This is a genomic window from Sporosarcina contaminans, from assembly GCF_042679045.1.
In the GTDB taxonomy this organism is placed as follows: domain Bacteria; phylum Bacillota; class Bacilli; order Bacillales_A; family Planococcaceae; genus Sporosarcina; species Sporosarcina contaminans.
In genome coordinates this window covers 16,056-41,553 of the sequence record NZ_JBHTLT010000045.1, presented here as the reverse complement: position 1 = coordinate 41,553, position 25,498 = coordinate 16,056, and the positions used below count along the sequence as shown (strand labels likewise).

The following is a 25,498-nucleotide window of genomic DNA, read 5'->3' as shown; positions in this document are numbered from 1 at the left end:
ATTTCGACAAAAAACAAATGCAACAACCCGGAGCGCATCGAATTTAAGAAGTATTTCCCACGTATAAGGAAAGTGACACTTCATAGAGAAATGAAGTGAAAATTTTTTACTGTTTTTTAAATCGTAATGATTCCTAATTAGGAATGCTATAGAATCATTTTCGATTTTGTTGCAAAATAGGTGACGTACAACTAAAGTACTCCGCGACTAAATTCAATTCTTTCAATTAATATTATATCATGAAAAATCGTCCTCAGTTATTACGAATGCTGAGGACGATTTTATCTTTATTCTACTTGTAGCCAGTTTTGTGCCCATTTTTCTATTTCTTGCATGATAGGCTGCAATGATCGTCCTTTATCTGTTAATGAATATTCGATTCGAACGGGTGTCTCAGGATAGACATCTCTCTTCACAATGCCTTCCTTCTCCAAGTCTTTTAATCTCTCTGATAAGACTCTGCCGCTAATTCCAATGGAAGATTCAATACTGCAAAATCGTTGCGGACCGGGTAACAGCTGGTAAATGATCAAACCTGTCCACCTTTGGCTTAGTAAACCCATAGCTTTTTCAAATCTTGGACAAATTGGATTCGCCAATGTAATCAGCTCCTTATTTATAGTATAACGAGTGCTTACAAATAATTAAATTATTTATTATAAATTACTTACTTGACTATCAATTGTTATAAATATATATTTACTTACATAAAGTAAGTGACTGGCATGATACTCTACAGGAGGTATTTTTATGAATTTTCATCGTAAACCGATTATGTTTGTAGGGCAAGTAAACCTTAAAGTACAAAGCATAGAAAGGTCGATCGCATTTTATGAAAGGGTAATTGGATTTAAAGTTTTAGAAAGAACTGAGCGACAAGCTAAATTAACTGCGGATGGAAAAACAGCTTTATTATCAATCGAACAACCAATTGATGTTGAGCCGAAACAAAGCAGAACGACAGGTCTTTATCATTTTGCAATCCTTTTGCCTACACGATCAGATCTTATTAAAATCGTACGGCATTTTGCGGAAATAGGGCTGCAGTTTGGTTCGTCTGATCACCTTGTCAGTGAAGCTCTTTACTTATCAGATCCTGATGGCAACGGAATTGAAATTTATATTGACCGTGATGCTTCTGAATGGAAGTGGGCTAACGGTGAAGTTGCTATGACAGTTGATCCGTTAAACTTTACAGACCTTTTGTCCAAAGGAGTAAATGACTTATGGAAAGGGATGCCTGAAGACGCAGTTATGGGACATATCCATTTGCACGTATCCAATTTAGTCGATACTGAAGAATTTTATACGAAGGGCCTAGGATTTGAAGTTGTAAATCGTTACGGCAATCAAGCGCTTTTTATTTCAGATGGCAAATACCATCATCATATTGGCTTAAACACATGGAACGGGGTAGGGGCGCCTAAGCCATCTGCACAAAGTGTCGGGCTGGAATCATTTACGTTAATGCTTCCAAGTGAAGAAACGAAGAACGAAATGATGAATAGATTAGAGCGCATCGGAGCACCCGTTATAGAAGAAAACGGTGCTACAATTGCTGTTGATCCTTCAGGAAATCGTATTATTTTAAGCGTTTAGAGAATACCCAGCATTAATATTGTAATATTGATTGGTAGACGATTTTAGTGGAAAGTGATACCAATAAAGGTTGAATAAAGCTAATTTTTTAAATCAATTTTGTTCACCACATTATATTTAATTCTAACTATGCCGCAAAAGGAAGCTTTCATGGAAAAAGGAAAAAGCTTAAATTCAATTTTGAGACAGTAAAAAACACCCTATTATGTAGCCAGTTGTCGGTATTGAACCGGCGATTGGCTATTTAATTTTTCTTTTTTAAGACACACTAACCGCGCTTCAAATGCCTTCAATTTTACTTCTTTTAGATGGCTATCTATAGTTCCCGAAGTACAACACCTCCACGTTGATAGTTAGGTACAATACCGATATTCAGCGGAAGGTGGTTTTATTTGTTTCTTTTTTATCAGCGCCATTTCATATAATGTGGATTTTTAAATTGGGGGATTTTTATATGTACAGAGGCCTGACCAAAGGCTCTTCAATAAGAATACATATAGAAGTAAGCGCTGAAGGAGGTGAATGGAGTGGATGGCAAGATGAACCGAGAACAATTACAAGGGCTATCAGGACAATTAATGGAGTTGTTTGTAGCCGATTTATTTACCAAAAACAAAGTTAACGTAAACGAAGCTAAGAGCCGAATGACAGATGAACAGCGTGAGCGTTTGAAACAGACTGTTGAGCAGTTGAAAGTCCAAGTTGAGGACTTTTTGGCAACAAAAAATGTTCAAACAGTTACAGCTGACGAAGAAGAAACAGTTAAGCAAGTACATCCGCTAAGAGACGTAATCATTCAAATGAGACAGAAGAAAGAAAGTAATAAAAATAAAGAAGAGTAGATAGTTTGTCCAACTCATTCGTTTTCTTATACATGTAATAGAAAGAGAGAGGGGGGAAGAACCAATGAGATATTATTCACGCGACGGGAATAGGTGGTCTGCTTTAGATCCTTGTTGCGCACATCCGATCGTTTCCTGTTCTCGGGAATCCTCGAAATCAAACGAAGCTGCGGAAGTAGTCTCTGAAATTGAGCAGCTTTCCAACGAACTGATCGTCATCCGTGATTCTTGCAATATTAAGGTTAGCACGACTGACACACAAATTGCTGCGTCACTACAAGCGGCACTCCAAGTGGCGATCGCAATCGTAATCAATATTACAATTGCAGATGCTTCAAGGGCAGAACGAGTGACAGCTGAACTATTGGAAAAAGCACAGATCCGGCAAACAAACCGTCAAAAGCTTATTATCGTTAACTCCCGCGACGTCGATGTGATAACAGAAGATATCGATGTAGCAATTTCCTTGCAGCTATTGTTGCAAGTCCTCTTGGCGCTGATTGTTCAATTGGATATTCTATAAATAAATGGCTCTCCACGCTCCAAAATAGAAACCGCCCCGCAGATCCCATCTAAGCGGGAGCGGTTGTCGTCTGTAAGATATAGTCTTGCCTTAAAGTATGCGAAAAACGCCCTGTTTGTTCATATTACAATGAAAAGTTAATCGATAGATAAGAGCTTCTCGGAAAACAGTTTTTAACTACTTTCCGGGAAGCCTTTTACTATTTTAGGGACTTTGGAAATTACTTGTACGCAATTATTTTGATTGGTATTGAGGTTTTATTGTTACTCATAATGATTAAATATGAAAAGCCACAAATCTTTTGATGAATATTAGTTACTGAAGAAGACAATTTCATTTACAGCGGGGCCAAACATTCTTATAATTAGTATTGTGAAACACATTTGTATATACAAATGAATTAGAGTCTATTACATTCATATCTTATTAATAGAGAAAAGAAGATTAGCTGTAGAAAAATTTCCGAATCGTAAGGTTGAATTGTATTGAAGACTCGTAGTTCAGATTATTTGGTAAGTAACTATCTTTAATTGGCCGTCTTGAGGTTCGCAAGACGGGTGGGAAAGCTATCTGGTGATGCATTCGCATTAAAAGATATCACTTTTCTTATCCAATCTGTTCATTATGCTTAATGACGATCTTAACAATTCCTTAATTATGTAAAATGCTAACAATTGTTCCTTCTGCAAGTACAAGACTCAATGTTTAAAGAAAGCCCGGTAGAAATCGTGTTTTAATGAACTTGCTTCGTGAGGCTAGTAAATTGAAGGGGAATAATAGATGGGAAGTTGGCTTCTCGATAAGTGTAATGGACGGTATTGGAGCGAACCAAAATAATAGATTAAGGAGGATACACTTATGAAAGCGATTGTGATTGAGCATTATGGAGGACCTGAGCAATTAAAATTAAATGAGGTATCCAAACCGAATGTTGGTGAAAATGAAGTACTAATTGAAGTTTATGCAATTGCAACAAATCCAGCGGAATGGAAAATGAGAGAAGGCTATTTTAAGGATGTAATGCCATTTACGTTCCCACATATTCTTGGTTACGATGTAGCTGGTGTTATTCGTGAAGTCGGCAGGAATGTGAGTAAGTGGAAAATAGGGGATGCCGTTTTAGCTACTGCTAATGGTAGCTACGCAGAATTTACTGTTGCAGATGAAAATCAAGTTGTTGCGAAACCTGAAAATATTAATTTTAACGAAGCTGCATCCATTATTTCTACAAGCATGACAGCTTGGACTGCATTGTTCATTGATGGAAAACTGACAAAGGACCAAAAAGTACTCATTCACGGTGGTGCAGGTGGGGTTGGTAGTATGGCGATCCAATTAGCGAAACATGCGGGTGCTTATGTTGCTTCAACCGGCAGCACGTCTAATGTGAACTTCTTAAAGGAGCTCGGAGCAGATGTAGTGGTTGATTATACAAATGAGGATTTTACAAAAGTTCTACATGATTACGACTTAGTTGTAGATTTAGTAGGCGGTGAAACACAAATAAGAAGTTATCAAGTGCTTAAAAAAGGAGGCACTCTTTCTTCGGCGGTCGGAATCATAGAAGAAGGTAAAGTGGAAGGGATTCATACTGCTTCTGTTTGGGTACAACCGAGCGGAGAATTATTGACAAAAATCACTAAGTTGCTGGAGAGTGGAGAACTAAGAGCAGTAGTCAAGGAAGTTCTTCCGTTTGAAGAAGATAAATTCCAACGGGCACATGAGCAACTTCAAACAGGTCATACACGCGGGAAAATTGTCATTCAAGTGAAAGAGTGAAAAATATGTACTATTGATCATCGTTCTTTCTGAAAATGCCAGTATGCCAGTACTACGAGCGAAATAGCAAATATTGTACTGTTATCATTCCTACATTAACGGTGTAACAGTAGTCGCTGATTTTGGTTGGGGTGCATATCTTGTAGATAAAAATTTTGCGTTCATTGGCAATAAAAAATAGCTCGTACGCAACATTGGAATCTCATAAAATCTATTTACTCTATCTAATATAAACCGCTTCGGCGCTGGCGGATGCCTCCCGCCATAAGCCTCGCCAGAGTTTTCACGCCGGCAGTCTTATGGCTCCGGCTGCCGCTTGTAAGGCTCCTTCGCTTCTGCTCCGTTTATAATTTCTTCTTCATATATAATTGCAGAAACGCATAACCTGCCATTAAACACGCATATAAGGTTCTAAAACGCATAATGCTTTAATCCCGCGCATAAATCCAACTACTATCTCTTTTGTAATCCGCTTCGGCGCTGGCGGATGCCTCCCGCCATAAGCCTCGCCGGCGTTTTCACGCCGGCAGTCTTATGGCTTCGGCTGCCGCTTGGAAGGCGTCTTCGCTGCTATTTCACCTATAAGTTTCTTCTTCAGATATAATTCCAAAAGTCTCTTAATTTCACAGAAAAAGAAAGGAGACCTTCGGAAATCAGTTTTCACTGACTTTCTGGGGGTCCCTTAAGGTTGTTGTTCCTATTAATCTGCCTCTCTTGCTTTCTGTGTGTCCCTAACATTTTTCTGCACAGTAATAGCTGCAAATATACTGAGTACAAAAGCCATGGCGTAAAATCCTTTTTCACTTAACACGATACTGCCTGCATTGTACAATCCGATCGCCATTAATGCGATCGCTATAATAATTGTAAACCAGCTAATGCCATAATAAATATTCGTAACTGGTATTCCTTCATCTTTATCTCTTACTGCTTTTTGAAGAGATACAGATGAATAGAGACCGATTATTAAAACTGCGAAGTAGTAACCTTTTTCGTTTAGTTCCATACCTGCATTGAATAAGCCTATTAGATAAGCGGAGATTCCTATTAACAGCGCTGCATAGGAAGCCCCTTTAAAAGCTGCGGTTGGTTCGCCGTCTCTTCTCTCTATTTTCATTTTCGGTGCCTGTTCCTTATCAAATAAATCATCAAGGTCATTTTTCATTATAATTCTCCTTCCTTAAGATTATCATATCCAAACAGGTATAATCCGGCAATGTTTTTTTAATAATCCGACTTCAGTACTAACAACAGCTCTATTTATAGGTTTTAATAACTGTTACTTATCATTTTATATTAAGATCGCCATTATCATCTTATGACTATGTATGTATCTTTATAAATAAAAAGCATGTTTTTAATGATGATTCATCAAAACATGCTTGTAATCTCAGCTTGTTGACAAACGCTCGCATACTGCGTTGCTCGTCTCGCTCGTCCCCTCATGAACCTAAGTTCTATTCGGGTCTTCGCTCGACTTCGCGCCTTGTCTGACAAGCGTTTTCAAGCCAAGCTGGGCAAACACCTATCTCATGACTACAAACCTCAAAAGGACTGTAGACAAAGTAAAAAGATACTTTGTCTACAGTCTGGGTAATCTATTCTCTTTGTTTATTTACATTTCTAAATCTGTAAATGCATAAGGCAATAGGTCTTTTAAGGTTAATTCCAATATATCTTTTTTATCGTTCGTTAAATAAACTGGCATCTCAGGTGAACAGAACTCCGCTAATACTTGACGGCAAATGCTGCAAGGCGGAAGAAAATCTTCTGTGTCGCCTGCGACAGCTATCGCTTGGAAATCTCCCTTTTGATAGCCACTTGCGATTGCAGTAAAAATAGCCGTTCTCTCCGCACAATTCGTCGCACCCAATGAAACATTTTCCACGTTGACTCCATTGATGACAGTCCCATCTTTTAGCAATAATGCTGCTCCAACCGGGAATTTAGAATAAGGAATATATGCCCTATCCTTTATCTTGCGTGCGCTTTCCATTAACAGCTCTTTGTCCATATGATCCATCCTCCATAAATAAGAATGAACTTTTCACAGTTCCCTTAGCACCAACGATTTGTTGGCAGGACTTCTAATTATACACTATTAAGAAATATTTGTCTAATAGCAATTTAAATTGCAATCTACTAAAAGTTTTTCACTATGAAAATTTTCTTAAGCTATAGCCTTGACGGTATGTAGATCGCTGTGATATATTTATCTTGAATTCAAGATGTATGAATTCGAGGCATAGGAGTCATCATGGAGGTGAACAAAAACACTATGGGTTTTTTAAATAAATTATTCGGTTCATCACAGGAGGAAGAAAAACAAATGGCAACTTTAAATATTGGTATCATCATCGGATCAACTCGTGAAGGTCGTGTATCTCCACAAGTAGCACAATGGGTTAAAGAAATTGCAGACAAACGCGGTGACGCAAACTATACAGTTATTGATATCGCTGATTATAAACTTCCGCTTTTAGGCGAAGCGGGTGCTGATGCATCAGGCGCAGCAGCTTGGTCAGAAGCAGTCGCTAAACAAGACGGCTTTGTATTTATCGTTCAAGAATATAATCACTCCATTACAGGCGCATTGAAAAATGCTTTAGACTACTTGCGCGAAGAGTGGAACAACAAAGCAGCAGGCATCGTATCATATGGTTCAGTAGGCGGTGCACGTGCGGCAGAACATTTACGTGGCATTTTAGGTGAATTGCTAATCGCTGACGTACGTGTACATCCAGCATTATCTTTATTCACTGATTTTGAAAATGGCACAGACTTCAAACCAAAAGCAGTTCAAGAAGAGTCTGTAAATCAAATGTTAGACCAAGTGATTCCTTGGTCAAAAGCGCTTTATACAATTCGATAATTACAAGAGCCATGGTCGTTCGTACGGCCGTGGTTCTTTATGAAGGAAAGTGGTCAATCTATTTTGACCATTTTCCTTTGTAAGAAACATTTTATCCTATCACGCATTGGGGGGAAGTAGAAGTGGATTTCTTAAAAGTAATTGAAAAGAGACGTTCTGCAAATAATTTTGTCGAAGGTGTCACATTAACTGAAAAAGATTTGCTGCCTATATTTGAAGATGTAAAACTTGCACCTTCGGCTTTTAATTTACAGCATACTGAATATATTACAATTTTGAATCCGGAAGTGAAAGAACAAATTCGCCAAGCTGCAAATGGGCAGTTTAAAGTGCATAGCGCTTCTGCAGTAATTATTGTTACGGCTGATCGCTACGCCTATCGTCAAACAGAAAGAATCAATAAGGGAATGGTTGATTTGGGGATGTTATCTAATTTTGAATTGCAGGAAATAATAGAAGACAATTCGAATTTTTATGAATCCCGTGGAGAAGAGTTTATGAAAGAAGATGCTATTCGAAACGGATCCCTATCCGCCATGCTCTTTATGCTCGCTGCAAAAAATAGAGGGATTGATAGCTGTCCGATGATTGGGTTTGATCAAGACAAAGTTAGGGAGATTTTAGACATTCCAAGTAGCCATGAAATTGTTTTAATGATCACGGTCGGAAAAGAAAAAGAAGCCAGTCGACGGTTAAGAGGTTATCGGAAACCTGCAGGGGAATTTGTTACATATATTAAATGAAGAGATGTAACGAACCCGGAGATTCCGGGTTTTCGGTATTCTTTGAACCGATCACCCACTCTAAAACTTAAAACGATTCCGTTTTATGCCGCATACGACATTAATAGTCGATTAATTTTCTCAACATATAGCACTCGTTTACAATTTACATAGTATAGCGTAAGATTTATATATTCTGTGAAAGGTGGTAATCGATAGTTGGAAATCGTTAAATTGTTGACAACATCAGTTGTTGCGTTTGCGTTGTATCTGATTTCTTCAATCGTAGCATCAACAGCAATCATAGGAGGGCGAATTTTGGAAGGATATAAATTTATTGGGTTAAGTGATACGCTCATGGAAGAGTATGACGGTAAGACAGAAATGCAAAAGGTAGGAGTACCTGCAACACAAAATTTTTTGAGGATCACTCGATAACATGAACATGAACAAAGTACTGAAAATATTAGTCGCTATTGTGTTTATTATTTCAACTATTTGTTTCATTATAGTTTATCAAGAGGATTATGTAGCGGATGCTCTTATGGCACGAGCTTTGCCTTTATCTATCATCATAGGATTAACTGCAATAGCTATAGCAAAAACCGAGTGAATAATTGGTAAGTTTAAATAAAGCCGTGATTATACGATGAGATTTTGTAAAAACGGCAATCAAAAAAGGAACAGGTCGCATTTTAGACCTGTTCCTTTACAATTAAAAGAGTACGTTTTAGTTTCGAACTAAATAATCGAATGCGCTTAACGAAGCGGTTGCGCCAGATCCCATAGAAATAATGATCTGTTTGTACGCGCTGTCTGTGCAGTCTCCTGCAGCGAATACGCCCGGTACGTTCGTAGCACCGCGTTTGTCGACAATAATTTCACCGAATTTATTGCGTTCAACTGCATTGCCAAGCCAGTCTGTGTTTGGCACTAGACCGATTTGAACGAAGACGCCAGCAAGTTCAATATGTTTTTCATCGCCAGAGACGCGATCAGTGTATGTGATCCCGTTTACATTATTCGTTCCAGTAATCTCTTTCGTTTGTGCATTCGTAATAACTGTGACATTTTTCAAGCTGCGAAGGCGTTCTTGTAAAACAGAATCGGCTTTCAGCTCGGAATTATATTCAAGAACGGTTACATGTTTAACGATACCCGCAAGGTCAATTGCCGCTTCGACACCAGAGTTTCCGCCTCCGACAACTGCTATGTCCTTGCCTTCGAATAGAGGACCATCACAGTGCGGGCAGTAGGCAACGCCCTTATTTCTGAATTCCGCTTCACCAGGAACGCCAATATTGCGCCAGCGAGCTCCAGTTGAAAGAATGACGGTTTTACTTTTCAGTACAGCGCCGTTTTCCAGTTCAATTTCAACAAGATCTTTCTTTTCCAAACGTTTCGCAGTTTGAAGATTCATTACATCGACGTTGTAGTCTTTCACATGCTCTTCAAGATTAGCGGCAAGTTTAGGGCCTTCCGTGCGATTTACACTAATGAAGTTCTCAATCGCAGCTGTATCCAAAATTTGGCCACCGAAACGGTCTGCAACAATTCCTGTACGAATCCCTTTGCGAGCTGCGTAAATAGCTGCACTTGCGCCAGCAGGGCCACCGCCGACAACTAAGACGTCATATGGATCTTTATCGGCAAATTCGGACGCATCCGGACCGCTGCCAAGTTCTGCAAGAATCTCTTCAAGTGTTTTACGTCCGTTTGTGAAAGGTTCTCCGTTAAGATAAACCGTAGGGACGGCAAGGATGTTTTTGCTTTCAACTTCCTCTTTATATGCTGCGCCGTCAATCATCGTATGTGTAATGTTCGGGTTTAACACGCTCATTGTGTTTAATGCTTGTACGACTTCAGGGCAGTTTTGGCAGCTTAAGCTGATGTATGACTCGAAGTGAAGCTCATCTTGAATGTTTTTCACTTGCTTGATTACTTTCTCGTCTACTTTTGGAGCTCTACCGCTCACTTGCAATAATGCTAGCACAAGGGAAGTGAATTCATGTCCTAACGGGATACCTGCAAACGTAATGCCAGTATCTTCACCGATGCGATTGACACTGAAGCTTGGTGTTCTTTCCAAATCGGTTATTTCTACTTTAATACGTGATGACATCGTAGCTAATTCATCCACAAGTGCTGCCATTTCACGTGATACTTTGTCGTCTCCAACGCTAACTTTTAAAAGTACGTCCCCCTCCATCAATTCAAGATATTGGGCTAATTGCGCTTTTATATCTGCATCTAACATATGTATCTACTCCTCAACTTTTCTTTATCTGTATAACTCGGCATGAACGCCTTAGATTTTGAATCGAGAAGGTAGAAGATTCGATTCAAAATCTAAGACATCCACCGAAGCCCAATAAAAAGGGAGCCCCGTTCCCTGTACAGAAAGGAGGCTACCCTCGTCATATAGCTATCGTGAAATTAGATTTTGCCTACAAGGTCAAGGCTTGGCTTAAGTGTTTCTTCGCCTTCTTTCCATTTAGCAGGGCAAACTTCACCTGGGTTGTTGCGAACGTATTGAGCAGCTTTGATCTTGTTCACAAGAGTGCTTGCGTCACGGCCGATGCCATCAGCGTTAATTTCAGCAGCTTGAACGATGCCATCTGGGTCGATGATGAACGTTCCGCGTTGTGCAAGACCTGCTTCTTCGTCAAGTACATCGAAGTTGCGAGAAATTGTTTGTGAAGGGTCACCGATCATAATGTACTCAAGTTTGCTAATCGCATCTGAATGATCGTGCCAAGCTTTATGAGTGAAGTGTGTGTCTGTTGAAACAGAGTAAACTTCAACGCCAAGTTCTTTTAATGTTGCGTATTGATCTTGAAGGTCTCCCAGTTCAGTAGGGCAAACAAATGTGAAGTCTGCAGGGTAGAAGCAAACAACACTCCATTGGCCTTTTAAGTTTTCTTCAGTAACGTCAATAAATTCACCTGTTCCGCTATTGTAAGCAGATGCTTTGAATGGTAGGATTTCTTTTCCGATTAGAGACATAAATAAACTCCTCCTATAAAATATAATTTCGTAGATAGTTTAGGTCGTATCGATAAAACCTAAACTGCGGCAAGCAAAAATGTTTAGGAGCCGCCTAACTATAATAATTCTAATGACATAATCATTGTTGTATATTTTAAGGTTTATGTCAACCGATACACCATTTATTACGGGGAATTGTGTCTATTCTTAGCAGTTTTTGTTGATTTTTCGAAACAAAACGCGAATGGATTGTTCAGATTTGTAGTTAATTGGAAGCTTTAATTTTCATTGTTGTTCTCAATTAACGCGTTAAAATCCCGATTAATAAAGAATGAAGCCTATCAATTTGCTTGTGAATCGATCTCGGCGTTCATTCGAATTTCTATTTTCGTTCCGCTGCCGGCTTCACTTGTCAATGCAACAGTCCCTCCGTGCGCCTCGATGATGTCTCTCGAGATAGCCAGACCGAGGCCTGTGCCATGTATATGATCCGTATTCGTTCCTCTATAATAGCGATCAAAGATTTGTTCTATGTCATGCTCCGAGATTCCTTTGCCGTTGTCCTCTATTGTTATGCCTTTAGGCGTTAAGCTGACGTTAATTTGTACATCCCTGTCATTGTGAGTGATCGCATTGTGAATGAAATTTAATATAGCTCGTTTCATTAAATGCTGATCAATATTCCACTTCAAGTTTGGTGCATTGCTATTAAAGGAAATTGTACAGTTGTTGGATTGTGAGTCATTCAACACATCAATAACCAGTTCGCGCACGAAACTTTCGAGCCGTGTATCTTCTCTGTTCAGAGGCATTTCTTGATTGCGCAACCGCATTGTTAAATTAAAATCATCTAAAAGCTCTTTCATATAGATCGATTTTCGTTCGATGACTTCTGCATAATCAATACGTTCAGATTCTGTTACGTTTTGCTCACGCAATAATTCTGCAAACCCTTGGATGGACGCAAGGGGAGTCTTCAAATCATGCGAAACATTACTAACCCATTCCTCACGCATTTTTTCTAATTTAGCGCGTTCTTCTTCGTGAGATAGCAATGTTTCTGAAACGGCGTTCAAATTCGAAAAGACCGGTTTAAAAATGCCTTGACGTTTCATTTTCTGGACGGAGAAGTTCCGCTCCTTTAACTGCGAGATTCGGTTGATCATATGCGAGACAGGCTTCGTAATAATTGTGCTGAACAGCAAGCCGATAAGTATCGCAATGATGAGATCTGCAATGGTCATGCCAATGAACGCTTTTGAAGCATAAGATAAGAAAGAGGGACCATTGAACATAAGAACAATTCGCTGTTCTACTGAATTTTTGACCCCCAATAGATAGCTGTACTCGTCAAATTGGCTAATGAAATATGTTGTCTTTTGATCATCCATATATTTATACTTATGCACAAGCTCTATAGGGCTGTAATGCGTAGGTGCATCTTCCGGCGATAAGGCGTCAGCCACAACATTTCCGTTTTTGTCCAACACTTGTACCCAACCGCCGAACGTACGCAATGCCTCAATTCCTTCATCTGATATGATGGGTTGTCCATTATTTATTGACATATAACGTGAAAATTGGCGTGTAAACGTCTCTCCTGTTTCAGAGGATAAGTTTTCATTACCATTTGATTGTTGGTAATAAAGCACTCCGAATAGGACAAGCATGTTCACGAAGACGACGATGCATACAATAATCAATACCGAAAACAAATAGCGTGCAGTTAACTTCCATTTCATCGGATCACCTATTTCACGATAAATTTATAGCCTAAGCCTTTTACAGTTGTTAGAAAAGTAGGCTTTGATGGTTGATCTTCGATTTTTTCACGAAGCCGGCGAATATGGACCATTAACGTATTGTCTGCTCCGAAAAAATCCTCTCCCCAAACACGTTCGAAAAGTGTTTCCTTGCTTAAAATTTGGTTCGGATGGTGCATGAAACATGCCATCAAACCCATCTCTTTTGCAGTCAACTCCATTGGCTCGCCATTCTTAGTCACTTCAGTTTCTTCCTCATCCATCGAAAATGGCCCGACAGTAATCCTTTTTGATTGGGGTGCCGTTCCAGAATCGTTATAGCCTGCCCTTCTTAATTGAGCTTTTACCCGGAAAGCAACTTCCTTCGGGCTGAATGGCTTTGTAATGTAGTCGTCGCCACCAATCGCGAGCCCTAAAATCTTGTCCAATTCGTCAGATTTCGCCGATAAGAATAAAATTGGTATATGGGAAACCTCCCGAATTTTTTTGCATAGTTCATAGCCATCGCCATCTGGCAGCATGATGTCCAATATCGCAATATGAGGCGAGAACGTTTTGAATTGCTCCCAGCCCTCTCGAACAGAACCCGCCGTTTCAATCTCCGAAAACCCTTCCTTTATAAGCGCTGTTTTCATTAAATGGCGTAAATCGCTTTCGTCATCTACAACTAAGATCCGTGGTTTGTCCAAAACGTGTACATCCTTTCGTAAGGCAAAGGGGACTTGCCTAAGCATTTGCTCATAGTATAAAGCAATTTGTCGATATTCGCCTTTACTGGCATTCAAGCGAAGAAGCGATTTCTGTGATCGTCATAATCAACTTAAGGATTTTGTAAGATACAGTTTAATTTTGTTTAAGGTATGGCCGGTATAGTAAGGGCATATGAAAGAGGTGCTAATAAATGGAGCCATTATTACTTGTAAAAAATGTAGAAAAAACGTATGGAAAAGGCGCAAATGTATTCAATGCGCTTAAAAATATATCATTTGAAATCGACCATGGGGAGTTCGTCGGTGTTATGGGTCCTTCAGGAGCCGGAAAGTCGACATTGCTCAATGTATTAGCAACAATTGATACACCGACAAGCGGGGATATCGTAATTGGAAAAGACAATATCGCTAAGATGAATGAAGAGAAGCTTGCAGATTTTAGGCGAGACCATCTTGGATTCATCTTTCAGGATTACAATTTATTAGATTCATTGACGATTCGCGAAAATATTTTATTGCCACTTGCGATTGCAAAGAAGAAACCAGCGGTCATTAAAGAACGAGTTGAAGAAATTGCAGCGACTTTCGGCATTTCCAATTTGCTTGATAAATATCCTTATCAAATTTCAGGCGGTCAAAAACAGCGTACAGCTGCAAGTCGTGCATTGATTTCTAACCCTAAAATTATTTTTGCAGATGAACCGACTGGTGCATTGGATTCAAAGTCAGCAACGGATTTGCTGGAAAGTATGAGTTCGCTGAACGAAAAGCATGAAGCAACGATTATGATGGTAACGCACGATGCATACGCCGCAAGCTTTTGCCGCCGTATTTTATTCATAAAAGATGGTCGACTGTCGAAAGAAATCGTGCGTGGAATGAAGACGCGCAAGGAGTTTTTCCAAATGATTTTGGATGAGCTTTCGCAAGTAGGCGGTGAAACGAATGACGTTATTTGATTTGGCATTGAAAAATATACGCCGCAATATGAAAAGCTATTCGCTTTACATCGGATCTACCGTGTTTTCCATCCTAATTTACTTTACATTTGCGACATTGAAATATAGCGATGATATTAGCGGAGCAGCTCAAACATCAAAGCAAATTCAAGGAGTGATGGGCGCAGCTGCATTTGTGCTCATGATTTTTGTAGCGATTTTTATACTGTATTCAAATTCTTTTTTCATGAAAAAGAGGAAAAAGGAAGTCGCGCTTTACTCCTTGCTTGGCGTGCGAAAGCGTTCGATTGGATTCCTTCTGTTTTTTGAAAACATGGTAATCGGACTGCTATCCCTTGTCATTGGGGTCGTATTAGGATTTTTACTCTCTCGCGCATTGCTTAGCATTTTATTGAAGTTAATGGGACTGGATGTTGTGGCAGGATTTGCATTTTCAACAGGTGCGCTCATTAATACAATCATTGTGTTTTTTATCATCTTTTTAATTACTTCATTGATGGGGTATCGGGTAATTTATCGTTTCAAGTTAATTGACCTATTCCATGCCGAGAAAAAGGGCGAAGAAGTCCCGAAAGCGCGCATTTTGACAGCGATTTTAGGTGTGTTGGCATTAGCTGCTGCCTATACAATTGCGTTGCAAGATTTAATGGACTCGCAAGTATGGCGAGTATTAGGATTGGCGACACCGATCGTTATTATCGCATTGACTGTAATCGGATCGTATTTACTGTTCCATAGCGTTCTCGTATATGTATTGTCCGCGTTGAAAAGAAATCCGCATTGGGCTTGGAAGGGCCTTCATATGATGACTGCTTCCCAATTGCTTTACCGGATTAGGGGAAATGCGAAAACATTGACGATCATTACTGTGCTGAGCGCAACGACGATTACGTCAGGTGGAGCGGTGTTCGGGGTTTATTATAATGCAGAAAAAAATGTGCAGGCGTATTCTCCGTACACGTTTATGTGGGAAGGGGATCAGCAGACAATTGACCCTGCGATCATCGAATCGGAAGTTTCATTCAAAAGCAAAACAATCCGCGTTCCACTCGATTCTTATGAAATGGAATATACCGTCATTGATGAGACCACCTATAAGGCATTGGCGAAGAACTTGGAGTGGCCGAAAGTGCAAAAACTTAAGCAGAATGAAGTTTTTGCAATTGACGTTTTTTATAATGAGCAGTGGTCTGACAAATTGGAATCTGTCACGATTAACGATGCCGAATATAAAGTTGCGAAGCTATATGATCAAGCATTATTCAATGTAGGAACATTAGGCGCAAATGCGATTGTAGTGACGGATCAATTATATGATGAAATAGATTCGGAGGAGAAGTTGCTACAAGCGGTTAACGTCATTGACTATAAAAAACAGGGAGAATTGTCCGACAAATTGGCGGCGTCGACAGAGAGTTTTTCAAGCGCAACAGCCGATTACAATAGCTCCATCGAGTCTTTAGGATCATTATTATTCGTTGGAAGCTTTTTAGGGCTTGTTTTCCTTGTCGCTACAGGAAGCATTATCTTCTTTAAAATGATGACGGAGGCGGAGGAGGATAAAGCGAAGTATGCGATTCTCCATAAAATCGGCGTGTCGAACAAAGATATGAAGCGGACGATCCGTGGGCAAATCGGAGTTATATTCATGGCACCGCTCCTTTTAGGACTCCTTCATGGAGGTGTAGCATTGACAGCTGTCTCCAACTTGCTCATGATGGATTTCTTAGTCCCAGTCATCATTTGGATGGCTGCCTACACGTTAATATACGCAGTTTACTATATTGCTACAGTTCGTAACTTCAACAAAATAATTAGAAGAAGCTATTTGGAGGGATAATCGATGAAGAAAGGGTTAATTGCGATAGGGGTATTAGCAGTTTTGCTCATTGGAGCAATAGTTGCTTTGGCAACGATAGATTTCAATCGAATGGGAAAAGACAATGCTTATTACCAAATTCCGGCTGAAAACTCTGTTGAAGAAACAAAGTTGGACTCAGGTGAGATTATGAAAAGGTATTTCTATACGGGTACTGCCTATAAAGAAAATGGCGAGCCAATCGAAGTGGAATTTTCCGCAGCGAAAGAGTTGAGAGAAGGGGCATTTTTGAAATTGTATTTGAAAAAGGGAGATGAAGTTACTTCCTATGATGAAGTGCAGCCATCAGACATTCCGGAAAAGGTGAAGTTTTAAAAGTAAAAGAGGCTGGGACATAACTAGNAAAAATTAAAGCCGGTGAAATTTTACTCGTCGTAAATTTCACCGGCTTTTTCATCTCAGAGGAGGGTTTTGTCCCAGCCTCATATTTATTTTATATTGGGCTTTTATTATTATTTTAATAAATAGTAGGTATCAAACCACCGTCCATTCGAACTGCTGTACCTTTCAGAGCACCTGAATATGGGCTGCTCACAAATGCCACCATTCTCCCTATCTCAAAAGGACGAATAAACCTTTCAATTTGCGAATCAGGTAAATTAGACAAGACGAAGTCCTTTTCAATTTCTTCGAAAGACTTACTAGAATTACTATATATGTCTTTGAGTATCTCTTCGACATTCTCAGACAATGTTGGTCCAGGCATAATGGTATTAATTGTTACTTCTTTGCCCTTGGTTAAAAATGATAATGATTTAGATAAAGATAAAATCATTGATTTAGTCACAGCATACTGGGGCATATTTCTTGAAGGCATGACAGCTTCTTCACTAGCGATAAAAATAATTCTACCAAAATTTCCACTCAGCATTTTATTTAAATAAAATCTAGACAGTTTATCAGCAACAAGAAAATTTGTATCGAAATATTTCTTCCAAACTTCATCATTGACTTCTTCATAAGTCATCATTTCGTATACCCCTAAATTATTCACAAGAATGTCTACATTAGGATGGTTATTGTATATGTTTTCCATTTCATCTCTGTTCAATAGATTACCAAAAGCATTTTGAGGATTAGTTTCTGGATACTTTTTCTTTATGTCATTAACAATCATTTCAACTTCTTCATTGTTTCTACCGTTGACTAAAACATCTGCACCCTCTTTTGCAAGTTCGAAAGCAATTGCCTTTCCTATCCCTTTAGTTGACCCAGTAATTAGTGCTTTTTTATTTTTTAATTGTAAATCCATATATTACTCTCCTTCTATACCTAATACATTTAAATAAAAATTAATCGTATTGCGAACAAAATTTTCTTTTGTGTTTTTTTCAATTTCAACTAAACTAAAATAAATTTGAGGGTCAAAAATGTGCATCAATTGATGTGATAAATAGTTATTTGGCAAAGAGGAATTTATATCGTTTTTTTCTTTGCCCTCTTGTATTATTTTGGAAAAATTCTTTATGAGTTTATCGATACATGAACTTAATTCATTGTGATATTGCACATTAAATAACTTATGCATATAAAGAAAATGATCCTTGGAAAAGTCAAAAAAGTCACTATCAAATCCATAAGTTATTATTTTAATTATTTTATCTCTTGTTAGACTTTCATTTTTGTCTATTAGTTCTACTTTATGATTAAATTCCTCCAATTTAGGTTTCAAAATATTAAAAAGTAATTCTTCTTTAGATTTAAAATGCAAATACAAAGTGCCTTTAGCGACATCTGATTCTTTCGCTATGTCGTTCATAGTTACTTTATCGAAACCATTTAATCTAAATAACGTTTCTGCATTATTTAGGATTGTTATATTTCTATCATGAAATATTTTTTCCATTCTTTCTGACATTATTAAAACCCACCTCGTTTTGACCCTTAGTCATTTTTGACCCACAGTCATATTATTATATTTTTGTTGATTATGCAAGAAATAAAGTTGGTGCTTCATCGCTTCGTGCAAAAGCAAATTCCTATTGAAATGGCCAACCATATGCAGGCCTACAAATGATAAATTTTCGGTATAGAGGAATTCTGCAACTATGTGTAGGAATGGGCGCGGATATTTACAAGTATTAAATATAAAGGCGCTATAATCATTCAAAAGAAAAAAATAATCCATCCGTCTCGGTGCATGGTGGCATGAACTCGACGTTTACAAGTATCGTCAACATATTTGGCCCCATTATTGGAGGAATACTATTCGACATCAACTTGAACTACCCATATTACTTCGCGGCTATCGTCCTGTTGTTAGGCACTGCAGTAGCGTTGTTCTGGAAAAAGCCGAAGCATGTGACGTTGTAATCATTTATTTTAAGAACTTAATTAAAAAATCCTACAAAAATACACAGGTGAAAGAATCTATACATTCCTTCGCCTGTGTATATTTTTGTATTTATTTTTTCAGGATAGTGTCGCATTCGTTTGTTCATGCACCAATTCTTTTAATGTTTCTACACCAAATCGATTTACAAATTTGTAAAACGGTTCCCGCTTCTTTCCGTTTTCCGCATAGAAGTCAATCACTTTGTCGACAGCTTTGTATAGTTCCTCGGGCTGCGCTTGTTCGAGGAAGAGGGTGCCTGTTTTCGCGTAAGCCCCTTTCGGATTCCCGTCGATATACAAATCATAACCATTCCTGGATTTAATGACGCCGATGTCATTGATAAGTGGTTCCCCACAGCCGATCGGGCAGCCGGTATAGGCTGGACGGAGCGTGAAGGGAACGGGTCTTCCAGCAATCCGTTTATTTAGCTCAATAGCAACAGGCATTCCTTCTTCCTCCGCACCTTTGCAAAAATTGCAATGGCGTAAGCTTTTTACATAATTTCCAACAGGATAACAGAAAAGACCGACCTCCTTAAATTTTTTTATAACAAATTCTACATCGCTTTCCATTACTTCAATATATAGCTGCTGGAATGTCGTCAATTCCAATTCCTGATCACCTAAAAAGTCAGCAATGACCGATAGTTGCCTGGCATTGAGCTTTGCCCCGAACGAAATCCCACCATTAACGGCAATTTTTATCTTTTTACAGGTTTGCACGCAATCAACACACCTTTCATCAAAAAAGCTTTCAAAAGTAAAGTTATTTTACTATACCTGTGTAGGGTATGTAAACAAATGAATTATTATCTAAAGTGAGAGTTCGTTCAATATAAATGATTGTTAATATGTGAAATTAGTGGGTATAAAAAATAGGGGGGTACTACATTTTTTAATTGACAAAAGGGAATGGGGATTATAATATATGAGCACATGTTCATATAATCAATAAAGGGAGGGACGAAAATGAGTGAAGAGAATCGCGTAGATCAAGTTTTGGAGGAGAACAAGCAACTTTTAGATGAAGAAACGCTTTTTGTTGTATCTCAAACATTTAAGGCATTAAGTGATCCAACGAGAATAAAAATTTTAAACTTGTTATGCAAAGAGGAGCATTCAGTTAATGATATTGCTGAAACATTAAACTTGAGTCAATCATCTGTCTCTCACCAATTGCGCTTTTTGAAAAATTTACGATTGGTGAAGTTTAGAAGAGAAGGAACGACGATTTATTATTCGGAAGATGATCATCACGTTATGAATTTATTGAGACAGGCTATTGAACACGCGACGCATAATTAATTATATGGAGGAGGCAGTCAAATGGGACATGATCACGGGCATGATCATACACACGGAGCGAATAAGAAAGTATTACTCATTTCGTTCTTGATCATTACAGCATATATGGTTGTTGAAGCGATCGGCGGGTTTTTGACGAACAGCCTTGCGCTGTTGGCAGACGCAGGTCATATGTTAAGCGATTCGATTTCTTTAGCAATTGCGTTAATTGCATTTAAGTTAGGAGAAAAAGTAGCCAGTAAAAGCAAGACTTTCGGCTATAGACGCTTCGAAATTTTAGCTGCTGTATTAAACGGTGTAACATTAATTGTCATTGCTTTATTCATTTTCTACGAAGCAATTCAACGCTTTGCAAATCCGCCTGAAGTTGCGACAACTGGAATGTTGATCGTCAGTAGCATCGGATTAGCAGTCAATATTTTAGTGGCTTGGATTATGATGCGCGGCGGTGATGTGGATGAGAACCTGAACATGAAAGGTGCTTATTTGCATGTTATGAGCGATATGTTGGGTTCAATTGGAGCGATTGCAGCGGCGTTGCTCATGATGTTTTTCGGCTGGGGCTGGGCTGATCCATTGGCAAGTGTCATCGTTGCCGTGCTTGTTTTGCGAAGCGGTTATTTTGTATTGAAATCCGGTTTGCATGTATTGATGGAAGGCGTGCCTCAAAATGTCAAAATGAACGATATAATTAATACAATCCGGAATGCAGAAGGAGTGCACAGCGTTCATGATTTGCATGTCTGGTCTATTACGAGCGGACTGAACGCATTATCTTGCCACGTTGTTGTGGATGAACAAATGACAATCGGGCAAAGTGAGCAATTGCTTCGGAGCATTGAGCATGATTTATTGCATGAAAACATTCATCATGTGACGATTCAATTGGAAACGTCTGCCCATCAGCATGACGATTCAATTTTATGTCAAATGAAGCCTGAAGTGTCAGGAGGACATCATCATCACCATCATTAAGACAGTTCGTGACCGGCGGCAGCCATGCTCCGGTCACTATTTTTTGAAGATGAGACAAAATGCTTTACATACGGTACGGGGGTATAATATGATGTGGTCAACCTACTATTCCACTTTACAAATGGATTAGCGGGTATATTTTTCACAGCATTAATACCCCCGTGTCGTATAAATGGGAGTGTTTGGGGCATTATTCAATTGAACAGTATAGGAGGTTTTATCAATATGTCTACCCCAACGCAGACAATTTCGCTACTAGACCCAAACCGTTGGAAAGCACTTGCTTTATTGTGCACCGCGTTTACCATGACTACGATGGATGGAACGATCATGCAAGTTGCCCTGCCGGCAATCAAAGAAGGGCTTGGCTATACGCAGGTAAGTTTACAATGGGTGGTGAACGCCTATATTATTTTTTTGGAGGACTTTTGCTATTGGGAGGCAAGTTTAGCGATTTGTTCGGCCAACGGCGCATATTTATGTGGGGGTATTCAATCTTAACCTTGGCATCCTTACTTGCAGGATTCGCTTGGAATGATTCGGTGCTAAACGTCGCACGTGCCTTTCAGGGTGCTGGTTCCGCACTAATTACACCAGCGGCAATGTCTATTGTAATGACACTGTTTGCCGCAAACCCGAAGGAAATGAATAAGGCGCTTGCGTTCTGGGGGCTTTCCGGTGCGGCAGGAGGATTTGCCGGCGTATTCCTCGGAGGCATTATTACGGAGTGGCTGGGCTGGCGATGGACGTTTCTGATTTACGTACCCATCGGCATTCTGATCTTACTCTTGACTCCAGGGCTTCTGAAGAAAAGCGTACGTAGAACTGGCAGCATCGATTATACCGGTGCTATTTCCGTTACGGCTTCTATCGTCCTGCTCGTATACGGCATCGTAACTGCGGAACAACATGGCTGGAGTTCACCTGCCACTATATGGACATTGATTATTGGGATCTTGTTATTCATTTTATTTATTTTTATTCAAGCAAAGAAAAGCGAGCCGCTTTTGCCGTTACGCACTTTTAAAATTCCCAACTTGGCCGCGGGGAATATTGCGCTTGTTTTGCTGAATGGAATGTGGATGCCATTCAATTATTTCATTATGTTGTACTTGCAGCAGGTATTGAAATACTCTCCTTTAAAAGCGGGTATGGCCTTAATTCCGGTACCGATAATTATAGCGATTACAATGATTTTTATAGCTGGAAAATTGGTTGAGAAATTTGGATTAAAAGTCGTTCTATTTGTTGGGTTTCTTGCACTTGGAGGTTCCATGCTCTTGCTTGCCTTCGACACGCCTGTGAATGGAACTTATTTGGCTAACCTCCTACTTGCTTTAGTACTGGGCTCTATTGGTAGAGGACTAGCCTATATCCCGGCTCAAAAGGCGGCGATAGAAGGTGCCAAGCCGGAAGAATCAGGGTTGGTATCGGGCATCTACAATACTACCTCCCAGGTCGGTGCGGCGATTAGCCTAGCCATTATGGTTGTCATTGCAGCTGCAACAACGTCCTCCAGTACCGCAGGTGACTCGATCGTTGCTTTGAACGAGGGCTTCCACCAAGCATTTTTCTGGTCTGGTATGGTGGCTTTTGCAGGTGCGATATTAGCGCTTCTACTTGTACGCTCAGCAAAACAAGAGAAAACGTTATGAGTTATAAACTTATTGATGTTGTGCAATTCCACTTCGAATGATTGACGGGGAGAAATGAAGGGTATATATTTTTGTAAACTATATACCCCTATATAGTATTAAATAATGTTAGAGGAGAAGTATATAAGTAGATAAAAAAAGGAGGAAATTTTGATGGATCATCATGCTGAACATCACCATCACCACAATGTTCAAGGAGAAAGTGAAGTGACAGTCAATGTCACATATAAAGATGGTGTGATTACAATCGAATTGAAAGACAAGAATGGCAATGCGCCTGAATTAGGGACCTCTCACGAAAAAGAGATGCATCTCATTATCGTAAGTGCAGATTTACAAGAGTTTTATCATGTTCATCCTGAAAAAATAGATGCTGGCATTTATACGTTGGAAAAGGAGCTGGCGGATAATGAATACAAAGTATTCGTAGATATTACACCCGAAAATCTGCCCTATGCTATTTCACCAATTAAGCTACATGTAGGGCACAGCCATCATAGTCAAGCTTCAAATAACTTGTCTGTCGGTAAAGATCTATTACAAACTGTTGACGGTCATACTGTTGAATTAAACGAAAATACATTTGAAGCAGGCCAAGACATTTCATTGCAATTTGATACAAAAGGCGAAAAGCCTGAACGGTACTTAGGTGCATTAGGGCACGTCGTCATTTTAGATGAAAATGCCGAAAAATTTATCCATGTCCATCCGGTTTCAGCTGATCAAACGCAATTTGATACGGTCTTGACGGAAGCAGGCAAGTACAAACTTTGGGCAGAATTTCAATTCAATGGCAAAGTTTCTCTGTACTCATATGTTCTTGAGGTAAAATGAATTGTTTTAAATATGTGTCCTCATAATAAGGGAGGGTAAACGCTTGCGTAGGTTGCAACGAAGCGTATCGCGCAAATACGAAATGAATAAGGAGGGAGACCGTTTCGTCAAAACGAGCAACATTATAAAACTTGAAAAGCAGATACAACACCTACACAGGCGATTATCGAATATCCGAAACAATCATATCCACCAGGCAACGAACGCTATCGTGAAAACCAAACCAAGCAAAGTTGTGGTGGAGGACTTGAATGTGAGTGGCATGTTGAAAAATCGCCATCTTTCAAAAGCAATTGGAGACCAAAAATTCCATGAGTTCATTCGCCAAATGGAATATAAGTGCGAAAAATATGGAATTGGCTTCACTAAAGCGGATCGTTTTTACCCGTCTTCCAAAAAGTGTTCATCATGTGGAACGATTAAAAAGGACCTGAAACTGGCTGATCGTGTGTTTTCATGTGAATGTGGATTGAAGTTGGATCGGGATAGAAATGCATCGTTAAATTTGGCAAGCTACGAAGGATTAACAGTTTAGTCACCAACAAGACACTGTTAATGTGTAGGGTCCGTTGTACCCGAATTAACGCTTGTGGACTGTTAGACCAAACGAAAGTAGCTTCGGCAAAATCGGACAGGATGAAGCAAGAATCAAACAGGCTTTATAGTGTTTTATAAGGTTTTGGCAACGGTGGCGACTTATGAAGAATGTTCAATTTGAACTTTATACACGGCCGACCTGCTCGGATTGCCAAGAAGCAAAAGCATTTCTTGCCGAACAAAATATTCCGTATGTCGGTTATGATTTATCGATAGAACCGGAAAAAGAGAAAGAGCTTATTAAAGTAAGTGGCTCTCGGGTCGTGCCAGCTTTCGTATTTAAGAAAAAAACGTTTTTAGGTTTTGGAGGCAAACCGAAAGTAATAATAGGATTTGAGCGGAACGAAGAGGAAATAAAAAAGCTGTTGGCGGTCTAGAATGTTTGCTTCTTCCTGTCAGTCGAAACATTATAATTGCTCTTCCTTGCTATAGATGTTACTATAGGGGTAAGGGGTATACAAAACTCTGAGGAGTGATAATATGGCAGAAGCAACAAAGAAAACTGTCCAGCCGAATAAGCAACAGCTGTTAAACCGGTTGAAACGAATTGAAGGGCAAGTGAGGGGCGTTCATCAAATGATTGAAAACGATCGCTATTGTGTAGATATCCTACATCAGATAAGTGCGATTCAATCAGCAATGAACAAGGTTTCATTAGCTTTATTGGAAGACCATACACACCATTGTGTCGTCAATGCCATTAAAGGACAAGATGGCGAGGCGGCCATACAGGAGCTTATGAGTGTCATGAGAACAATGACAAAATAATTGCTTCTATCCACTTGACATACTGGTATGGGGTATATTATATTGTAACTAACAACAAAACAGGAGGTTTTACATCATGAAAGAAGTTTTAAAAGTTGAAGGCATGTCTTGCGGTCATTGCGTTAATTCAATCGAGTCAAGTGTCGGTGAACTGAAAGGTGTTTCATCAGTAAAAGTAGATCTTGCGAATAATGAAGTAACAGTTGAATTTGATAACGAAACGACCTTAAAACAAATCAAAGAAACAATTGAAGATCAAGGCTACGAAGTTGCTTAATTAGGAGTAAATACGCTTTCGCTTACACCATGTAGGGGTATAAAGCGAATGTAGAAGTGATTATACGTTACCTGTATAATCCTTCTTTTTTCAAAAAAATATACCCCTGCATAGTAT

The 25,498-nt window shown here is 39.2% G+C and carries 27 protein-coding genes and 3 pseudogenes; 20 read left to right on the top strand and 10 right to left on the bottom strand.

What is annotated here, in order from left to right; genetic code table 11:
* Positions 1–99 (top strand): annotated as a pseudogene (rpmG, locus tag ACFQ38_RS09885) (50S ribosomal protein L33); the annotation flags it as partial.
* Positions 100–287: 188 nt separating this feature from the next.
* On the opposite strand, the gene ACFQ38_RS09880 reads toward rpmG, so the two are convergent.
* Positions 288–563 (bottom strand): winged helix-turn-helix transcriptional regulator, encoded by a 276-nt coding sequence (locus tag ACFQ38_RS09880; RefSeq protein ID WP_336823348.1) that lies wholly within the window; start codon positions 561–563, stop codon positions 288–290.
* A gap of 187 nt (positions 564–750) precedes the next feature.
* On the opposite strand from ACFQ38_RS09880, the gene ACFQ38_RS09875 reads away from it, so the two are divergent.
* From ACFQ38_RS09875 to ACFQ38_RS09860, 4 genes are all read left to right on the top strand, one after another.
* A complete protein-coding gene (locus tag ACFQ38_RS09875; protein ID WP_336823279.1) occupies positions 751–1,599 on the top strand; it encodes a VOC family protein in 849 nt (282 codons plus the stop codon).
* Between the two features lie 527 nt (positions 1,600–2,126).
* Positions 2,127–2,441 carry a hypothetical protein gene (locus ACFQ38_RS09870; protein WP_336823280.1) on the top strand — a complete coding sequence of 105 codons (315 nt, stop codon included), beginning with the start codon at positions 2,127–2,129 and terminating at the stop codon, positions 2,439–2,441.
* 64 nt (positions 2,442–2,505) lie between these two features.
* A complete protein-coding gene (locus ACFQ38_RS09865) occupies positions 2,506–2,964 on the top strand; it encodes a spore coat protein (protein ID WP_336823281.1) in 459 nt (152 codons plus the stop codon).
* Between the two features lie 858 nt (positions 2,965–3,822).
* The gene (locus tag ACFQ38_RS09860; RefSeq protein WP_381480582.1) at positions 3,823–4,743 is read left to right on the top strand and encodes an NADP-dependent oxidoreductase; all 921 of its coding nucleotides are present in this window, start codon (positions 3,823–3,825) and stop codon (positions 4,741–4,743) included.
* A gap of 700 nt (positions 4,744–5,443) precedes the next feature.
* Here the strand turns inward: ACFQ38_RS09860 and yiaA are convergent.
* Both yiaA and ACFQ38_RS09850 read right to left on the bottom strand, forming a co-directional pair.
* Positions 5,444–5,908: an inner membrane protein YiaA gene (gene yiaA, locus ACFQ38_RS09855; RefSeq protein WP_336823283.1), complete on the bottom strand. Its 465-nt coding sequence runs from the start codon at positions 5,906–5,908 to the stop codon at positions 5,444–5,446.
* Positions 5,909–6,358: 450 nt separating this feature from the next.
* Complete coding sequence (locus ACFQ38_RS09850; protein WP_336823284.1) at positions 6,359–6,757, bottom strand: cytidine deaminase; 399 nt, start codon at positions 6,755–6,757, stop codon at positions 6,359–6,361.
* Between the two features lie 264 nt (positions 6,758–7,021).
* On the opposite strand from ACFQ38_RS09850, the gene ACFQ38_RS09845 reads away from it, so the two are divergent.
* From ACFQ38_RS09845 to ACFQ38_RS09835, 3 genes are all read left to right on the top strand, one after another.
* A complete protein-coding gene (locus ACFQ38_RS09845; protein ID WP_336823349.1) occupies positions 7,022–7,615 on the top strand; it encodes an NADPH-dependent FMN reductase in 594 nt (197 codons plus the stop codon).
* Positions 7,616–7,737: 122 nt separating this feature from the next.
* Positions 7,738–8,358, top strand: coding sequence for a nitroreductase family protein (locus ACFQ38_RS09840; protein WP_381480579.1), 621 nt, complete (start codon positions 7,738–7,740; stop codon positions 8,356–8,358).
* A gap of 198 nt (positions 8,359–8,556) precedes the next feature.
* A complete protein-coding gene (locus tag ACFQ38_RS09835; RefSeq protein WP_381480577.1) occupies positions 8,557–8,775 on the top strand; it encodes a hypothetical protein in 219 nt (72 codons plus the stop codon).
* 292 nt (positions 8,776–9,067) lie between these two features.
* On the opposite strand, the gene ahpF is transcribed toward ACFQ38_RS09835, so the two are convergent.
* From ahpF to ACFQ38_RS09815, 4 genes are all read right to left on the bottom strand, one after another.
* The gene (ahpF, locus tag ACFQ38_RS09830; RefSeq protein ID WP_336823285.1) at positions 9,068–10,594 is read right to left on the bottom strand and encodes an alkyl hydroperoxide reductase subunit F; all 1,527 of its coding nucleotides are present in this window, start codon (positions 10,592–10,594) and stop codon (positions 9,068–9,070) included.
* Positions 10,595–10,773: 179 nt separating this feature from the next.
* Complete coding sequence (ahpC, locus tag ACFQ38_RS09825) at positions 10,774–11,343, bottom strand: alkyl hydroperoxide reductase subunit C (protein WP_336823286.1); 570 nt, start codon at positions 11,341–11,343, stop codon at positions 10,774–10,776.
* A 323-nt stretch (positions 11,344–11,666) separates the two neighbouring features.
* On the bottom strand, positions 11,667–13,067 hold the full coding sequence (locus tag ACFQ38_RS09820; protein ID WP_381480574.1) for a sensor histidine kinase: 1,401 nt from the start codon (positions 13,065–13,067) through the stop codon (positions 11,667–11,669).
* Positions 13,068–13,075: 8 nt separating this feature from the next.
* Positions 13,076–13,777: a response regulator transcription factor gene (locus ACFQ38_RS09815; protein ID WP_336823288.1), complete on the bottom strand. Its 702-nt coding sequence runs from the start codon at positions 13,775–13,777 to the stop codon at positions 13,076–13,078.
* Between the two features lie 212 nt (positions 13,778–13,989).
* On the opposite strand from ACFQ38_RS09815, the gene ACFQ38_RS09810 reads away from it, so the two are divergent.
* Genes ACFQ38_RS09810 through ACFQ38_RS09800 form a run of 3 tightly spaced genes read left to right on the top strand, consistent with a single transcriptional unit; the run spans position 13,990 to position 16,951 of the window.
* Positions 13,990–14,757, top strand: coding sequence for an ABC transporter ATP-binding protein (locus tag ACFQ38_RS09810; RefSeq protein ID WP_336823289.1), 768 nt, complete (start codon positions 13,990–13,992; stop codon positions 14,755–14,757).
* The gene (locus ACFQ38_RS09805; RefSeq protein ID WP_381480572.1) at positions 14,744–16,597 is read left to right on the top strand and encodes an FtsX-like permease family protein; all 1,854 of its coding nucleotides are present in this window, start codon (positions 14,744–14,746) and stop codon (positions 16,595–16,597) included. The genes ACFQ38_RS09810 and ACFQ38_RS09805 overlap by 14 nt, the downstream gene beginning before the upstream one ends.
* 3 nt (positions 16,598–16,600) lie before the next feature.
* On the top strand, positions 16,601–16,951 hold the full coding sequence (locus tag ACFQ38_RS09800) for a YxeA family protein (RefSeq protein WP_381480570.1): 351 nt from the start codon (positions 16,601–16,603) through the stop codon (positions 16,949–16,951).
* 142 nt (positions 16,952–17,093) lie between these two features.
* Here the strand turns inward: ACFQ38_RS09800 and ACFQ38_RS09795 are convergent, their stop codons facing one another.
* Together ACFQ38_RS09795 and ACFQ38_RS09790 are read right to left on the bottom strand one after the other, a co-directional pair.
* Positions 17,094–17,888, bottom strand: a complete 795-nt coding sequence (locus ACFQ38_RS09795; RefSeq protein ID WP_381480568.1) for an SDR family NAD(P)-dependent oxidoreductase — start codon at positions 17,886–17,888, stop codon at positions 17,094–17,096.
* 3 nt (positions 17,889–17,891) lie between these two features.
* Positions 17,892–18,494 carry a TetR/AcrR family transcriptional regulator gene (locus ACFQ38_RS09790; RefSeq protein ID WP_381480564.1) on the bottom strand — a complete coding sequence of 201 codons (603 nt, stop codon included), beginning with the start codon at positions 18,492–18,494 and terminating at the stop codon, positions 17,892–17,894.
* A gap of 284 nt (positions 18,495–18,778) precedes the next feature.
* On the opposite strand from ACFQ38_RS09790, the pseudogene ACFQ38_RS09785 reads away from it, so the two are divergent.
* A pseudogene (locus ACFQ38_RS09785) lies at positions 18,779–18,949 on the top strand (MFS transporter); the annotation flags it as partial.
* 99 nt (positions 18,950–19,048) lie between these two features.
* Here the strand turns inward: ACFQ38_RS09785 and ACFQ38_RS09780 are convergent.
* Positions 19,049–19,693 carry a nitrite/sulfite reductase domain-containing protein gene (locus ACFQ38_RS09780; protein WP_381480563.1) on the bottom strand — a complete coding sequence of 215 codons (645 nt, stop codon included), beginning with the start codon at positions 19,691–19,693 and terminating at the stop codon, positions 19,049–19,051.
* A gap of 246 nt (positions 19,694–19,939) precedes the next feature.
* On the opposite strand from ACFQ38_RS09780, the gene ACFQ38_RS09775 reads away from it, so the two are divergent.
* The 8 genes and pseudogenes from ACFQ38_RS09775 to copZ all read left to right on the top strand — a co-directional run bounded on the left by ACFQ38_RS09775 (position 19,940) and on the right by copZ (position 25,381).
* Positions 19,940–20,275, top strand: coding sequence for an ArsR/SmtB family transcription factor (locus tag ACFQ38_RS09775; protein WP_336823295.1), 336 nt, complete (start codon positions 19,940–19,942; stop codon positions 20,273–20,275).
* Positions 20,276–20,296: 21 nt separating this feature from the next.
* Complete coding sequence (locus ACFQ38_RS09770; protein ID WP_381480561.1) at positions 20,297–21,250, top strand: cation diffusion facilitator family transporter; 954 nt, start codon at positions 20,297–20,299, stop codon at positions 21,248–21,250.
* Between the two features lie 290 nt (positions 21,251–21,540).
* Complete coding sequence (locus ACFQ38_RS09765; protein WP_381480560.1) at positions 21,541–22,905, top strand: MFS transporter; 1,365 nt, start codon at positions 21,541–21,543, stop codon at positions 22,903–22,905.
* 153 nt (positions 22,906–23,058) lie between these two features.
* Positions 23,059–23,739: a hypothetical protein gene (locus ACFQ38_RS09760; protein ID WP_336823298.1), complete on the top strand. Its 681-nt coding sequence runs from the start codon at positions 23,059–23,061 to the stop codon at positions 23,737–23,739.
* A gap of 37 nt (positions 23,740–23,776) precedes the next feature.
* Positions 23,777–24,274 (top strand): annotated as a pseudogene (locus ACFQ38_RS09755) (RNA-guided endonuclease InsQ/TnpB family protein); the annotation flags it as partial.
* Positions 24,275–24,437: 163 nt separating this feature from the next.
* Positions 24,438–24,713, top strand: coding sequence for a glutaredoxin family protein (locus tag ACFQ38_RS09750; RefSeq protein ID WP_381480559.1), 276 nt, complete (start codon positions 24,438–24,440; stop codon positions 24,711–24,713).
* A gap of 103 nt (positions 24,714–24,816) precedes the next feature.
* Positions 24,817–25,104: a metal-sensitive transcriptional regulator gene (locus ACFQ38_RS09745; protein WP_381480558.1), complete on the top strand. Its 288-nt coding sequence runs from the start codon at positions 24,817–24,819 to the stop codon at positions 25,102–25,104.
* Between the two features lie 76 nt (positions 25,105–25,180).
* Positions 25,181–25,381: a copper chaperone CopZ gene (gene copZ / locus ACFQ38_RS09740; protein ID WP_336823302.1), complete on the top strand. Its 201-nt coding sequence runs from the start codon at positions 25,181–25,183 to the stop codon at positions 25,379–25,381.
* Positions 25,382–25,498 lie beyond the last annotated feature (117 nt).